Annotated in this window: 18 protein-coding genes; 9 read left to right on the top strand and 9 right to left on the bottom strand. The window is 44.2% G+C overall.

The window, feature by feature from the left end; genetic code table 11:
• Positions 1 to 627: a YczE/YyaS/YitT family protein gene (locus tag HOP45_RS10690; RefSeq protein WP_181349286.1), complete on the bottom strand. Its 627-nt coding sequence runs from the start codon at positions 625 to 627 to the stop codon at positions 1 to 3.
• A 137-nt stretch (positions 628 to 764) separates the two neighbouring features.
• On the opposite strand from HOP45_RS10690, the gene HOP45_RS10685 reads away from it, so the two are divergent.
• Positions 765 to 1,526: a (S)-benzoin forming benzil reductase gene (locus HOP45_RS10685; RefSeq protein WP_181349285.1), complete on the top strand. Its 762-nt coding sequence runs from the start codon at positions 765 to 767 to the stop codon at positions 1,524 to 1,526.
• A gap of 517 nt (positions 1,527 to 2,043) precedes the next feature.
• Here HOP45_RS10685 and HOP45_RS10680 read toward each other — a convergent pair.
• Positions 2,044 to 2,565 carry a dihydrofolate reductase family protein gene (locus HOP45_RS10680; protein ID WP_181349284.1) on the bottom strand — a complete coding sequence of 174 codons (522 nt, stop codon included), beginning with the start codon at positions 2,563 to 2,565 and terminating at the stop codon, positions 2,044 to 2,046.
• A gap of 227 nt (positions 2,566 to 2,792) precedes the next feature.
• Here HOP45_RS10680 and HOP45_RS10675 point away from each other — a divergent pair, with 227 nt between their 5' ends.
• The gene (locus HOP45_RS10675; protein WP_181349283.1) at positions 2,793 to 3,326 is read left to right on the top strand and encodes a GNAT family N-acetyltransferase; all 534 of its coding nucleotides are present in this window, start codon (positions 2,793 to 2,795) and stop codon (positions 3,324 to 3,326) included.
• Between the two features lie 27 nt (positions 3,327 to 3,353).
• Here the strand turns inward: HOP45_RS10675 and HOP45_RS10670 are convergent, their stop codons facing one another.
• From HOP45_RS10670 to HOP45_RS10650, 5 genes are all read right to left on the bottom strand, one after another.
• The gene (locus tag HOP45_RS10670) at positions 3,354 to 4,214 is read right to left on the bottom strand and encodes a DMT family transporter (protein ID WP_181349282.1); all 861 of its coding nucleotides are present in this window, start codon (positions 4,212 to 4,214) and stop codon (positions 3,354 to 3,356) included.
• Between the two features lie 169 nt (positions 4,215 to 4,383).
• Positions 4,384 to 4,656: a hypothetical protein gene (locus HOP45_RS10665; RefSeq protein ID WP_181349281.1), complete on the bottom strand. Its 273-nt coding sequence runs from the start codon at positions 4,654 to 4,656 to the stop codon at positions 4,384 to 4,386.
• 112 nt (positions 4,657 to 4,768) lie between these two features.
• Positions 4,769 to 6,400, bottom strand: a complete 1,632-nt coding sequence (locus HOP45_RS10660; RefSeq protein WP_181349280.1) for a putative ABC transporter permease subunit — start codon at positions 6,398 to 6,400, stop codon at positions 4,769 to 4,771.
• Complete coding sequence (locus HOP45_RS10655) at positions 6,393 to 7,115, bottom strand: ABC transporter ATP-binding protein (RefSeq protein ID WP_181349279.1); 723 nt, start codon at positions 7,113 to 7,115, stop codon at positions 6,393 to 6,395. The genes HOP45_RS10660 and HOP45_RS10655 overlap by 8 nt, the downstream gene beginning before the upstream one ends.
• 122 nt (positions 7,116 to 7,237) lie before the next feature.
• Positions 7,238 to 7,741 carry a GNAT family N-acetyltransferase gene (locus HOP45_RS10650; RefSeq protein WP_181349278.1) on the bottom strand — a complete coding sequence of 168 codons (504 nt, stop codon included), beginning with the start codon at positions 7,739 to 7,741 and terminating at the stop codon, positions 7,238 to 7,240.
• A gap of 74 nt (positions 7,742 to 7,815) precedes the next feature.
• Here HOP45_RS10650 and HOP45_RS10645 point away from each other — a divergent pair, with 74 nt between their 5' ends.
• The 3 genes from HOP45_RS10645 to HOP45_RS10635 all read left to right on the top strand — a co-directional run bounded on the left by HOP45_RS10645 (position 7,816) and on the right by HOP45_RS10635 (position 10,105).
• Positions 7,816 to 8,379: a sugar O-acetyltransferase gene (locus HOP45_RS10645; protein ID WP_181349277.1), complete on the top strand. Its 564-nt coding sequence runs from the start codon at positions 7,816 to 7,818 to the stop codon at positions 8,377 to 8,379.
• A gap of 97 nt (positions 8,380 to 8,476) precedes the next feature.
• Entirely contained in the window at positions 8,477 to 9,232 is a 756-nt protein-coding gene (gene map / locus HOP45_RS10640) for a type I methionyl aminopeptidase (RefSeq protein ID WP_181349276.1), read from the top strand.
• A gap of 90 nt (positions 9,233 to 9,322) precedes the next feature.
• Positions 9,323 to 10,105, top strand: coding sequence for a cobalamin-binding protein (locus HOP45_RS10635; protein WP_181349275.1), 783 nt, complete (start codon positions 9,323 to 9,325; stop codon positions 10,103 to 10,105).
• Positions 10,106 to 10,142: 37 nt separating this feature from the next.
• Here HOP45_RS10635 and HOP45_RS10630 read toward each other — a convergent pair whose 3' ends face one another.
• On the bottom strand, positions 10,143 to 10,967 hold the full coding sequence (locus tag HOP45_RS10630; RefSeq protein WP_181349274.1) for an MBL fold metallo-hydrolase: 825 nt from the start codon (positions 10,965 to 10,967) through the stop codon (positions 10,143 to 10,145).
• Between the two features lie 182 nt (positions 10,968 to 11,149).
• Here HOP45_RS10630 and HOP45_RS10625 point away from each other — a divergent pair, with 182 nt between their 5' ends.
• From HOP45_RS10625 to HOP45_RS10610, 4 genes are all read left to right on the top strand, one after another.
• Positions 11,150 to 11,881 (top strand): AzlC family ABC transporter permease, encoded by a 732-nt coding sequence (locus tag HOP45_RS10625; protein WP_181349273.1) that lies wholly within the window; start codon positions 11,150 to 11,152, stop codon positions 11,879 to 11,881.
• Complete coding sequence (locus tag HOP45_RS10620; protein ID WP_181349272.1) at positions 11,878 to 12,171, top strand: AzlD domain-containing protein; 294 nt, start codon at positions 11,878 to 11,880, stop codon at positions 12,169 to 12,171. The genes HOP45_RS10625 and HOP45_RS10620 overlap by 4 nt, the downstream gene beginning before the upstream one ends.
• A gap of 60 nt (positions 12,172 to 12,231) precedes the next feature.
• On the top strand, positions 12,232 to 12,690 hold the full coding sequence (locus HOP45_RS10615) for a hypothetical protein (RefSeq protein WP_181349271.1): 459 nt from the start codon (positions 12,232 to 12,234) through the stop codon (positions 12,688 to 12,690).
• Between the two features lie 76 nt (positions 12,691 to 12,766).
• Complete coding sequence (locus tag HOP45_RS10610) at positions 12,767 to 13,300, top strand: GNAT family N-acetyltransferase (protein WP_181349270.1); 534 nt, start codon at positions 12,767 to 12,769, stop codon at positions 13,298 to 13,300.
• A gap of 20 nt (positions 13,301 to 13,320) precedes the next feature.
• Here HOP45_RS10610 and HOP45_RS10605 read toward each other — a convergent pair whose 3' ends face one another.
• Positions 13,321 to 14,217 (bottom strand): cation diffusion facilitator family transporter, encoded by an 897-nt coding sequence (locus HOP45_RS10605; RefSeq protein ID WP_181349269.1) that lies wholly within the window; start codon positions 14,215 to 14,217, stop codon positions 13,321 to 13,323.
• Between the last annotated feature and the right edge of the window lie 211 nt (positions 14,218 to 14,428).

Genomic DNA, 14,428 nt, shown 5'->3' with positions numbered 1-14,428 from the left:
TTAAGAGTGTTGTTTGCTGGGACGGGCCCACAGGTTGGCGATAGGGCGGCTTAATTGGTAGAACCATTGAATTAAGTGACCTACCCCTAGGGCAACGATCAATGTCCCAATACCTACAGGAGCTCCCAATAAAAAGCCGATCAACGCAAGGGTGGATTCCGAGAGAATGCGGACGAACCCTTTCGATTGATTGGTTTTTTCGTTCATGATCATCATAAAATGGTCCAGCGGGATACGCGGGAATGGCGTTCTCAAATAAACAGCAACGCCTGCACCTAATGCAATAAGGCCGATAGCGAATGCTGTCCACTGGGACCACATCTGAGTGTAGTCAGCATGATCTAATGTACCGTATAAAAAGATATCTAACGTACGGCCGCGAATTAATATGGGGATGAGTGATTCAAACTGGGGCCGCTTCTTTTCGAGCCAGGCGTTAGCCAGTAAGAGTACAACAAATGCTATAATCATGAAATTCCCGACTGTGATGGGGAAATGCATAGATAGTCCTACGGCAACACTGTCACCAGGGCCGACACCAAGACCTGATTTGATGATTAAAGCGAGACCTAAACTAGAGACTACAAGTCCGGCTAAGTATATGATAAAAAGGTAAAAGTATTTCATGAAAGCCCCTCAATCGTGATTCAAAAATATGCTTTACTTATCATATACGTTGCCCTCCTATATGTAAAGGCATGCTGCGTGACGGGTTTTTATTTCAAATCAACAGGGGATATTAGTTAGGAAAGGAGTTGTGTGTGATGCAATATGCGATTATTACCGGTGAATCCCGTGGCTTTGGGGCGGAAATTGCAAAACAGTTCATTCAAAAGAATGTGAATGTGATCGGGATCTCACGCCACCAGAACGAGACACTAAAACAGACGGCCGAGGAAGCACAAATTGACTATACGCATTATGCGTGCGACTTAAGCGATCAAGCTCAGCTGGACAATTGTTTGACGGACATATGTGATTCAATCGAGGAGCAAGATATTCACCAATTGTATGTGGTGAATAACGCAGGTATGATCGAGCCGGTGGATACGGTTGGCCAGCTAAATCCTGAAAAAGTCTCCCAACACGTTGCCGTCAATTTGGTTGCGCCGATCCTGATCACTAACAAATTAATCGAATTAGTCAATCGTCAGCACATTCATTTAACATTGATCAATATAACATCAGGAGCTGCAGAACGCTCTGTGCATGGGTGGAGTACGTACAGTAGTGGGAAAGCAGGGTTGAATCGGTTTACAGAAACCGTTGCGCTTGAGCAAGAAAAACAAGACCAGAATCATGTTATTTTTTCATTCAGTCCGGGCGTTATGGATACTGAGATGCAAGGTGAGATTCGCTCAGCTTCTAAAGACGAGTTTGCAGAAGTGGAAAAATTCAAAGAATTGAAAGAAGCTGGAAAACTCGAAAGCCCCGAAACGGTGGCTGCGGTATTATTTGATTTGCTGCAGAAGCCGGACGAAATCGAAAATGGCCGCGTGTATAAACTGTACGATCTTCTAAAATGAGAATTGCAATAATGAAATAATAAATGCCGAACGATACTGAAATTGTTCGGCATTTTTCTATTTCAGAAACTCTCTAATATTTGTGTAAGTTTTTTTACTATAGAAGGGTCCGTGCTAAAAAGTGAAAGGGCTGGTTGGGAAATGACGAGACTCCCCTCTGAAAGCGGAGGCGTCTTGTCCAGCGGCGTATGGACTGGACTGAGCTGGAGGAGATAAAGGAAACACGAAGAACACCGTGATTCGATGTTGACTTATCGTACAGAAGCGAGGGAAGTCTCACTAGCCGCTAGACGCCGGAGCTGGATAGATAAAAGTGTGGAAGACCGCATTCTAGATTGCAAATCCTTATGATCAGGAAAAGGAGACTCGCCGTTCCCCACAGGAAAGCGAGTTATTTCCCAACCAAGCCCTACCCCACGTGAGCCCTATGTTCCTCTGAATTACTATTCTCCTACTTCCGTTCGTCTTTATCTGGTTTTAGCAGTCGCTTTGATTGAATGCCTGGCAGATGAGCTGACTAACTTCCTAGCTTATGGTAAGTCAAGACGAGCATGCCATCCGGGTACGGTTTTGCTTCTCTTAACTCAAGCTGTTGTTCATGATCATGGTCTCTGAACAACTTCACCCCGCTCCCGATTAACGTTGGTTGAATAGCGATTTGATATTCATCTATCAAATTATTGTGCATGAAGTGATGAATAAGTTGGGAACCACCGACAAGCCACACATTCTTATTTTGATCGTTTCTGAGCATCTGAATCAAAGGAATGATCTGCTCGGGTTGAAGGTACGTAGCATATTGATCGGACCCTTCCTGTACGTTAGAGACAACATAGACATCTTTCTGCTTGTAAGGAAATTCATCAGTCATTTGAAAAATTTGTTCATAAGTATGCCGACCTAAAAAGACCGTATCTATGGTTTCAATGAATGGACTGTAACCGTAATCCTTTTCCTGCCATAACCAATCGATATCCCCATTTTCACGCGATATATAACCATCAAGGCTCATAGCGATGAATAACACAACTTTTCCCATAATGGAGCTCCTCCCTTTATGAAAGCGTACTTGTTTTTTATTGAGTCCTCATCATATAATAACATTACATAAAATAGAATGGACCGATGATTTATTTTCTACCGTCCAAGTCCTGTATATGTCGAGGAAAACCAATCTCTCTGAAACTTATATCGGGGAGGTTTCATTTATTTTTAGGGTCCATTTACCTTGGGAAGTCGAGTAACCTAAATAACAGGAGGACAACAATGACATTCAAACTAGAACCGTTTACGGAAGATGATTTTGAGCAGTTGATGGCCTGGGTTGCGTCAAAAAAAGAATTTCATCAATGGTGCGGGTCTTATTTTACATTTCCGTTAACGATTCCTCAGCTGGAAGCTTACATAGAAGAAGCGAGCGGCGAAGATAAAAAAGCTATCATTTATAAAGTGGTGGATATAGAGGCAGAACGACGTGTTGGTCATATAGCCTTGAGTAAAATTGATTACCACAATGAGAGAGCGCGTATCAGTAAGGTGTTGATAGGGGACCGCGCATATCGAGGGATCGGGCTTGGGGAGTGGATGGTCGAGCGAATGTTGCAGATTGGTTTTTTGCAATTGAATTTGCATCGTATCTCTCTTGGGGTGTTTGATTTTAATCAACCGGCCCGTCGTTTATACGAACAGGCCGGTTTTCATACAGAAGGCATCATGAGGGAAAGTGTGAAAGTGGACTCGGAATATTGGAATCTGATTGAAATGGGGCTGTTACGCCGTGAGTGGGAGGGAGAAAGATAAACGTGACGCATGTTGAGACGCGTCACGTTAATGTTTCACCGCTTCTTTATTGTTTTTGATAAACATATATAACAAGGCTCCGAAAATAGTGAAATACCCTGCGAAACTTAATACATCTGGAATTTGATCAAATAAGAAAATACTGATTAAAGCCGTGTAAACAACTGTCGAATAGAAAAAGATCGAAATTTCCCTGGCAGGGGCGAACTTATAAGCGACCGTCAAGCCGAACTGACCCACTGTGGCAAAAGCTCCCGCTAAGAGAAGGTAGAGCCATTGCGTTCCACTCATCGGTTCATAAAACCAAATGACAAATGGTGTCAGGGCAATCGTCGTAAAAAATGAGAAGTAAAAAACGACGGTATAAAATTTCTCTTTGTTACCTAATACACGGAGTATCGTATAAGCTCCGGCAGCAAAAACAGCACCAAGCACGCCAGCTAAATAAGGAATGATCGTGAAATTAAATTGTGGCTTGATAATCAACAACGTACCGATAAATGCAATGATAATCGCAATCACCTGGTACGCCCGAGCTTTTTCCTTTAAAAAGGCAGCTGAAAAAATAATCAGCAAAAACGGGCTTAATTTATTGAGCATATCCGCATCAGACAATACCAGTTCGTCTATAGAGTAAAAGTATAATACCATCCCCATCGTTCCTAAGGCTGATCGGGATAATAGCAGGGTCTGGTGTTCTTTTTTACCAAACAGCCTTTCTTTATGATATACAACGAAACCGAACGCAATGACGGCCGACACAAGATTGCGGAACAATGTTTTCTGCACGGTGGGCACGTCACCAGAAAGCTTTACTAAAGCTGACATCATGGCGAATCCGAATGCAGAAGCCAATAATAACAATATGCCTTTATTCCGATCACTCATATCAATTCCTCCACCTTAACACATCAATTAAACACGTCATCTATCCTATAATAATCGGGCTTTCCCCGCAAATGATCAAACCCGATTATAACTAAAAGCTTGCCCAATTGAAATAGTCTTCACTCAAGGGCGGTTCACCTATACATGGAGTCCTTCAAGTAAGATAAGCTTACAAGAATAACACATAACCACCACCTAAGAAGATTATGATTAAAAGGCCTACGAAAATACGTTTAATGATGCGTCTTCCTTTGGTATCAGGAATGAGTTTCCTCTCCATATATCTCCGATAACTGCCGATAAAAAGAAGACTCAACACTGCGAGGGTGTTACCCATAATATCATCCAGCATGATCAACCTTAATCCAGTGAGCACTAAGAATAAAATCCCTATATACCCCATGGTCAAGTAAAAATACATCTGTTTCTTTTCTTCTGACACATTGGCCCCTCCTTTTTTAATACGCGTTCGTTTATCCAGAAAACGGTCAGAGATATTCCTTTAGTCGAATAAACAGAAACGCTCCGGGCTTATGTGCTCGGAGCGTTATCCCTTATGCCGTTTTTTTGATGAATGTCAGGAGAAGGGTATGACCTGCTGTAATGAGGACGCCCATCGTAATGACGAGCATCAGAGTGGTTAACCAGATACCGTTTATTATAGGTATCAACCAAATGAGTAAGGTTGTCAACCCAATGACAGTCGCTTCGAGAATTAAGGCGAAAAAAGCCATCATGCGCTTGAAAATCTCTTGTTCATCGGTCCAATCTAACTTAGGGTTTTGCATATCAAGAATGGTGCCGACCAAACATGTAAACCAGCTTGCGATGAGTGTGATCATTAGCCAGGCAACCCAGATCCCGAGTTGGAGATCGATTGAAATCAGCGCGAAACCGGCAATGATCCCGATGGGTAGCAGACTAATCACCCAAGCGGCCGTAATTTTACTTAAAAGGACAGATGAGCGATCAACGGGCACATATAAATAAAGCGCCCAGCTTTTTCCGTCTCTTGAGACAGATGAAACCGCTGTAGGGTTTAAAGCGACGATTAAGCAAGAAAATAGAAATAAAATCAATATCGTGGTTTTCCCGTTGAATTGTTCCAGCATAGTACCGACACTGCTTATGGAGCCGGACCGTTCAAATAATAATATTACGACGAGAAAAACTGGCGCAAACAGACTTTGAACGATGCATTGAGTAAAAAATGTCGGAGTCCGAAAAATGATGCGCAACTCTTTTTTCAAGAGGGTCAGGAAGACACGCTGCTCTTTCACTTTACGAAGGACTTTCTGTTCGTTGAACGTTTTTTTGTGCCCGCCTGATAGTCCGAGGACGCCTTTAAAGTAAAGTTTTTGCCCGAATGTCAAAAACAAGATAACCGCTCCGACGCTGATAGCAATCATGATAAAAAGATACAGCAGCCCCGTCCAGCTGGCAGGTTGTGTTAAACTGATGGAACTGAAGTAAGCCGTAGGAAACGCGCCAGTCAACATATTTAATAACTTGTTTTCTTCTTGAATGAGCGTGGCGATTTGCCCTGTTGATTGCCCGTCGTTATTCATCCGAATGACAATATTGACTCCGATGATCATGACAAAAGAAAACAACCCTGCCAGCACTTTGGTGCGATCCTTATTTTTGGAAATGTTGGCGAAACGCATTAAAAACATCAATAGGATCGCAATCACGGCAAAGGGGACCAGTGGGAAAATACCCCAAATGATAAGGGCGTAAAAATAATATAACAGCCCGGCACCGCTATGGAGACCATAAAAAATTAGAAGCGGGGCCAAGATGGCCGCATTGGCAATATAAATTAAAATCATAGGGAAAGCGGATTTTCCTAATATGATTTGGTAAGGATGAAATGGGAATGAAAGTAAGGCTTCAATGTTTTCTGCGAAATAAAATGAACTGAGAATCGATGTTAAGCCTATAAACAGGAAGATGACGGTGAGTGCGATAAATACCAGCCCGAGTACAGCATTTTCATTGCCCGTAGGAGCCAATTGCTGATAGAGTCCTCCAATAAGTGAATTCATGATGCTCAGGATGAGACCGGCAAATGGGATGGCAAACAATATAGCGATGGCCATACCTACTTGCTCGGAAGTGGATTTCCCTACCATGGAAAACTGCATTTTTAATAGTGTGCGAATGAGTGTTACGGAGTTACGCATTTTGCGTCAACTCGAGAAAGACTTTTTCTAGGTTGTCATCGTCTTGGAATTGCTGTTTCATGTCTTTCATATTGCCGTGAAATTCAAGTTGCCCTTTGTTGATAATGGCGACTTCATCACATAATTGCTCGACGACTTCAAGCACGTGAGTGGAAAAGAATACGGTGTTACCTTGATCAGCATGTTCGCGCATCATTTCTTTAAGTGTATAGGAGGATTTCGGATCGAGCCCGCTCAAAGGCTCATCCAGGATCCAAACGTCCGGGTCGTGCAGCAGCACTCCACTGACGACGATTTTCTGTCTCATTCCGTGAGAATATGTATGAATGTGGTCGTCGAGTGCTTCGTATACGCCGAAGCTCTTAGTGAGTTGTTCAATTTTGGTTTGGCGGATATCTTGAGGAACGTTATAGACATCCCCGATAAAATTGAGGTATTCAATGCCCTTCAGACGCAGGAAAATATCGGAACGATCCGGTACATAGCCAAAGTTTTTTTTGGTTTCCAGCGGATGTTTGGCTACATCGATGCCATTAATATTAATGGTTCCTTCATCGATAGGCAGGATGCCGGTGATCATTTTGATTGTCGTGGACTTTCCAGCACCATTGGGGCCAAGAAAACCAAATATTTTTCCTTTGGGGATGGATAAGTTAAGGTTTGAGACAACCTGTGTGCCGCCAAAGCTTTTCGAAACGTTATTAAGTTCAATCATAAGAGACCATCCTTTTTATGGTTTTGCTATAACTATTACGAATGAATCTGGCTGCGCGTTTCACACTCATGACATGTCTTCACTTCACAAGCTTGAGGTATGTAAGACGCTCCGAGGCGCCATTATAAAAAAAAAAGCACCATATGATGTTCATCAAGGAATTGCTTACCCAATTTGATCGCCTGATGTTCGGTCCCGTATATTTGGAATCCGACACTTTGATATAATCTGAGGGCAGGTGCGTTTTCAGTTACGACAGATAACTGCAACTTAATGATTTCCAGTTCATTGGCCTGTTCCATAACGTTTTGGAACATAGCCTGCCCGATGCCTTTTCTCCTATGTTCCGCATTGACATACATCCCGACAATACTTCCTTTATGCTGGAATTTGGGGTGCGCTTGTTTCACCAGTGTGATCATTCCGATTAACTGGCCGTCTTCAAACGCACCAAACGTAAATGATTGGTCGGACTGCAGTCGTTTTGCTGTTTCATCAATTAAATTGGGTTTTTGTTTTGTTTCTTCGTATGTAGTAATGAAAGCATCCGGATTATAAAGCAGCCCTTCAAGCCTGAGTTCAATATAAGCTTCAGCATCCTGTTCATTCAGTAATCTAATATCCATTGTTTTAGCCCCCTCGTTGCTATTAGATTAGCGAAAAATTATAATAAAGTAAATAAAAAGAAGGAAGGGATGGCATGAGTGGAAAGACGGAAAAAGAAAAAATGCTGACAGGTGAATTATACCATGCAGGTGATGACGAGCTCACAACAGAACGTATGCGTGCCCGGAAATTAACACGTCTCTTGAACCTGTCAAAAGAAACGGAGGACCATCATCGTTTACAAACTTTGCGGCAATTATTCGGTGCCGTGGGGGAGGACGTTTTTATAGAACCGCCGTTTTATTGCGATTACGGTTACAATATTCAAGTAGGAGACGGTTTTTTTGCAAACTTCGACTGCGTTTTCTTGGATGTTTGTTCAATACATATAGGCAATCGCGTATTATTGGGACCGAACGTTCATTTATATACAGCCACCCATCCGTTAGAGAGACATGTGAGAGCACAAGGCCTGGAATACGGTAAACCCATTTCCATAGGTGACGACGTGTGGATAGGCGGCCAGACAGTCATTAACCCAGGCGTGACGATCGGTGATAATGTCGTGATTGGCTCTGGAGCGGTAGTTACGCGTGATCTCCCCTCGAATGTGTTTGCGGCAGGGAACCCAGCACACATCATAAAAGCGATCGACTAAGCTAAATTTGACTGGCTTTTACAACAGATATTTCGTTATGATACAAGAAGTAAAGACATATAACAAAATAGAAACTTAACAAGAAAGGGTTTTCGATATGATCAAACGAAAAAGCAAACGCGAAATTGGCAGAATGCAGGAGGCTGGTCGATTGTTGGCCAACGTCCATAAAGAAATTAAATCCATGATCAAGCCTGGTATCACAACGATGGACATAGAGAATTTTGTTGATGATTACCTGCATAAGCATGGAGCGACTGCTGAGCAAAAAGGTTATCAGGGATACGAATATGCCACATGCGCTTCCATCAACGATGAAATTTGTCACGGTTTTCCGCGTAAGGAACCGTTAAAGACCGGAGATATTGTTACGGTTGATATGGTCGTTAACCTTGATGGAGCCTTAGCCGACTCTGCCTGGACACATACCGTGGGTGAAATAGATGCAGATACACAAAAGCTGTTAGACGTTACAAAAACGTCCCTATACAAAGGCATTGAGCAGGCTCGGATCGGCAACCGCATCGGAGATATCGGGCATGCTATCCAATCGTATGTGGAAGCTGAAGGGTATTCTGTGGTACGTGATTTTACGGGTCATGGTATTGGCGAAACCATCCATGAAGACCCTTATATTCCTCATTTTGGTGAGGCAGGCAAAGGGATGAGATTGAAAGAAGGGATGGTCATAACGATTGAGCCGATGGTGAATGTTGGAGGATGGGAAAGCAGGATGGACACGAATAACTGGACTGCACGCACGTTGGATGGAACCCTTTCTGCTCAATATGAGCACACCGTCGCCATTACAAAAGACGGACCACTCATTATGACCGAGCACAATGAACAGTAAAACACAAAAAAGAGCCAAAAAAGAAACACCCGGCTCTTTTCAAAAACACTGATTTGTACCAGGTACGCTAAAATGACTAGGGGTGGTTGTATGAGGATTGTTTCGATTTGTCCGAGCAATACGGAGTTATTGGCTTATCTTGAGGAGGAGGGACAATTGGTAGGGGTGGATGATTATTCTGATTGGCCGGAACGTGTGAATCGTTTGCCGCGGGTTGGGCCGGACTTATCCATTGATGTAGCGAAAGTGGCTCAGCTTCAGCCTGATCTCGTCTTAGCTTCGCTTAGCGTCCCGGGGATGGAGCACAACATTTCACAGCTTGATGACGCCGCGTTACCCTACATTATTCTCGATCCTGACTCGCTTGAAGATATTGCAAATGACCTGCGCACACTCGGTGAAGCTATTGGTTTACGGGAGAAAGCTGATGAGAAGGCTGATCAATTCTTAGCTGAGCTGCAATTTTACAGAGAACGTGCATCAACCGTCTCATCGCCGCCTTCGTTATATTGGGAATGGTGGCCGAAACCGATTTTCACCCCAGGCCGACCGAACTGGCTGACAGAGATCAGTACATTAGCTGGGGGGTGGAATATCTTTTCTACTGAAGATAAAGCAAGTGTGCAAACGGATTGGGATGACGTATTGGAACGGAATCCAGAGCACATTTGTATGGTCTGGGTAGGTGTTCAAGAGAATAAGATGAACCCAGACTTGCTGCTCAAAAGACCAGGATGGCGTGAAATGGAGGCGATGCAAAAAAACCGGGTCCATGTACTGGAAGAATCGCTATACTGTCGGCCATCACCGCGTCTGTTAGAGGGCTTGGATAAATTAGCTCGCCTGTTACACCCGGATTTGTTCGCCGGGTAAAAATGAGCCGGTCCATTCTTAGATGGCCGGGGCGTACTTACTGTTTCTTATGTTTGGGAATCGCTAATTCATAAAAACGTTCTGCCAGTTCATCGAGTTGTTCTCTTAATAACTCCCCTTCCATAGGCAGGCCGTGTCCGGTCACGGCGATTTCCGGCTGCAAGGCCGCTAATGTTTGGACGGATTGTTCAGCGCAATGCCAGTCTTGAGTGAAATAAGCAGGAGGACCATGCACTTTTTGGTGCTGGATGAAGACGGCGAGGCTGGATTCTTGCTGCACAGTGATGAAAGCGTCCCCTGCAATAAGTGTTTTGTCCTTTTCTCTGAAAAGAGATATGTGTCCTGGTGTATGGCCTGGGGTATGAATATATTTCCAGTCATCTAAGTAAGGCAGAGTGCCATCTCGTGGCAATGGTTTAATCCAGTCAGACAGATCCACGGCTTTTGTAGGAAAAAATGGGGAGACCAAAGCAAATAAGCCGCCACCGACTGTGGAGTCGCCCACGGGGTAATCAGTTGTTCCGTTTACATAGCCCATTTCGTCTGGGTGAACATAAATCGGAATGTTCCAATGCTTGGCAAGCTCATCCGCTGACCCAACGTGATCAAAGTGGCCGTGCGTCAATATGATCGCTCGCGGAGGCGCCTCCCCAAAACGATTTTCAGCAGCGTGGATGATGCGCTTTGCATAGTTTTCAATCCCTGCATCAACCAATACCCATTCCTCAGAATCAGGTGCTCCGATCATGCCTACATTGACGATTAATGTTCGATAGTAGGCAATGTCATGCAGTACGTCATTCGTTACAGCATGCCCCATATGCCAATCCTCTTGCAGGTGCTTTTCGAAATCCTTGTCCATGAGATGTATAAACCTCCTTATAATCCTGCCATTAGTGTGCATTCCAACGCTGTGACTTATACATAATCTTCCGTTGCTGAACACCTTCTAAATGCATGAGGCTATATTTTTGACTTTCTTCCCCCCAGTGCCGTACATTTACGTTATAATATTGCGAAATGGGGAAATAAAGGGGGGCGATTATGGAGTCAAAAGCAATGAACATACATGCAGAGCCAACACGCCTGACTATGATAAAAAGTGGTGCATCTGCAGCTATTCCAATCATGATGGGATATTTACCCATTGCGATTACATACGGCGTGCTCGCTCAACAGTCAGGGATGAACTATACAGAGTTAACACTGATGAGTGTACTCGTATTTGCAGGGGCAGCCCAATTTATGGCGGCAAATATGCTGGCCATTGGGATAGGGGCTATTGAAATCATCATAGCGACTTTCGTATTGAATTTCCGGCATTTTGTTATGAGCTTGTCCTTTATGAATCGGCTCAAAGGTATACCTATAAAGATGAAACTCCCGTTATCTTTAGGTTTAACCGATGAAACCTTTTCCGTTGCTTCTCTCCATCCAGACGAAGCTAAACAACCCTATGGCGTATGGTTTTACGCGGCCATGATCGTAACAGCCTATTCATCCTGGGTAGCGGGTTCCTTTCTGGGCGGTGTTTTAGGTGACGTTATCCCCCCAAGATTGAGTGAAAGTATGGGGATAGCATTATATGCCATGTTTATTGGGCTGCTTGTTCCTTCTATAAAAAAGCAGCGCAGAATAATTCCCATTGTCATAATTGCTATGGCCGTTAATTACACGATGTCACTATGGCTCGCGGAAGGATGGGCGATTGTGGCCGGAACGCTCGTTGGCGGTTTAGGTGGAATATGGATATTGGAAAGGGGGGATAGCAAATGACCATGTGGATAATAATCGGCATGGCAGTGGTCACAGCTATACCTCGCATGTTGCCGGCGTTCATCATAGACCGTGTAACGTTTCCGGATTGGGTGAATCGCTGGCTGAATGCTATCCCTTATGCTGCATTAGGCGCATTGATTTTTCCTGGGATAATGACGGTCAAGGACAATGCCCCACATGTCGGGATCATAGGTGGATTAGTGGCCGTGGCTTTAGCTTGGCTGGGGCTTGATATTATTTTAGTTGTGTTAGGTTCGATCCTTACTGTTTTCTTAATAACCCTCTAGTCACGCAAGGTATATGGGTGCATATAGTGTATAGATACTTCCGGGAAAGGAAATGATCGTATGCATCGACAACAAGGATTTCCATGGAATACGTTCCCTGGAATGGGTGGCCCCGGTCAAGGTGGCCCAGGTGGTCCTGGTGGGTTTGGACCCGGTCCAGGCGGTCCCGGTGGCCCAGGCGGTCCGGGTGGGTTTGGACCTGGTCCTGGAGGCCCTGGGGGGCCAGGAATGGGACCTCCACAAGGACCACCTGGAGGGGGCGGGAGCATTCAATTACCACCACCTCCACCGAATCCGCCACAACAATTAGGAGCGGCTCCTATGGCTGTAGATCCAGGAAGCTTTTATGGCTGCCTGTATCGTTATACGTGGGTGCGACTTGAAAACGGACGACGTTTTTGGTTTTACCCAACGTTCATTGGGAGAACTTCAGTTGCTGGTTATAGATGGCGCCCGAATCAAAGGCGTTGGACGTATTTCGGAATCGATACGAATCGCATTGCATCGTTCCAATGCTAAGAAAAATGGTGCCACTCAGCATGGCGCCATTTTTTTTGGTAAAATGGAATAAGAGTAGGAAAAGGGGAGAAGAAATGTGTTTAAGATTCGAGAAGCTGTCTATGAGGACGCAGAAAAAATAGCCCAGGTACACGTGAACAGCTGGAAATCAACTTACAAAGAATTGATTGATGAACAGGATCTTAGTAATATGACGCTTGAAAATCGCATAGCGCTGTGGGGAGCCGTTCTGAAACAACCCTTGAATGGACAGATTGCGCTTGTAATGGAAACGGAAGACAACCATATCATCGGGTTTATTTCAGGGGGGAAAGAACGGACTAAAAATTATGCGTATGATGGCGAGATTTATGCTATTTACCTATTGGATGAATACCAACGAAAAGGGCTCGGGAGTCAATTGTTAGCAGCTTTTACAGAAGCAATGGTCAATGCCGACTACCAATCGATGCTGGTGTGGGTGCTGACGTATAACCCATCCGGCCAATTTTACATTCAGCATGGCGCAAAACAAGTGGAGGCTGAACAAGTTACTATAGGTGAAGGTACATACGAAGAAACAGCATATGGTTGGAAAGATATCAATGATTTACTTTCAAGACTACAGTGATAGCAGGGTCCGGGCGAGGTTTACTCGTCACCGGGCCTTTTTTTATCGGGATCAGAATAGGGTTCGATATGGATATGCGTATAATGGATATCATGTTCCTCTGCTAACATCAACTCAACTGCATCCGTAATATCGTGACCTTCCTGCACCGTGATATCGGGTTTGACAAGAATCGTTGCTTCGACTAGTGTGCGATTTCCTTGCAGACGAGCTTTGACATCTTCAGCGGACCAGACGCCAGGATGGTTGGAAATGCTCGCCTTGATTGCTTGTAATTCTTCTTCATCAAATCCATCAGTCAATGTATGAGTTGACGAACGGAAAATATTCCACGCCGTTTTGCAAATCAACAGCCCCACAATAAAACCGGCTAACGGATCGAGCCAGTATGCCCCAAATTGAGCGCCGACAATCCCAAAGAATGCACCAATACTGACGAGGGCATCAGAACGATTGTCTTGAGCGGCCGCATATAAACCGGAACTGTCGACACGTTTTGATAAAGCAAGATTATACCGATAAACACCGTACATGACAAAGGCAGCTACTAAGGCGGTCCAACCTGTTAACATAGATGGCTCGGTAAATTCATTCGAGAAAATGTCCTGGAAGGTTCCTATTAAAACTTCAATGCCTACGGTCATCATGATGAATGCTGCAATCATAGAAGCGATTGTTTCAGCGCGGAAATGCCCATAATGGTGATCTTCATCAGGCGGCTTGCGCGAGATTTTTAATCCGACCAAAACGGCTACAGAAGCGACCACGTCAGTCGTATTGTTCAAGCCATCTGCGCGCAGGGCATCGGAATGTCCAATTGAAGCGATGACCAGCTTGGTTACGGCTAACACGATATAAGCCACGATACTGACCCATGCCCCTTTTTCACCTTTTTTCAAATTCTCATATTCACTCATTGGGTCCGCCCCCGATTCGATTAGTAAACAAAGTTAGCTTACCAAAACCCTTTCATGTGAGTCTAGAGAAAAAAAGCTAACCGGACTCATATCCATTGTTGAACAGCAAAAATGTTTGGTCGAGTGAAACAGTACCTGATACGTGAATAGGATTAATTTGGCTGATATCGGGTACATACTAAGATTTTACATATATAAGTGAAGGGGGGGT

Source organism: Thalassobacillus sp. CUG 92003, from assembly GCF_013618635.1.
In the GTDB taxonomy this organism is placed as follows: Bacteria; Bacillota; Bacilli; order Bacillales; family Halobacillaceae; genus CUG-92003.
This window is presented reverse-complemented; position numbering and strand designations above follow the sequence as displayed.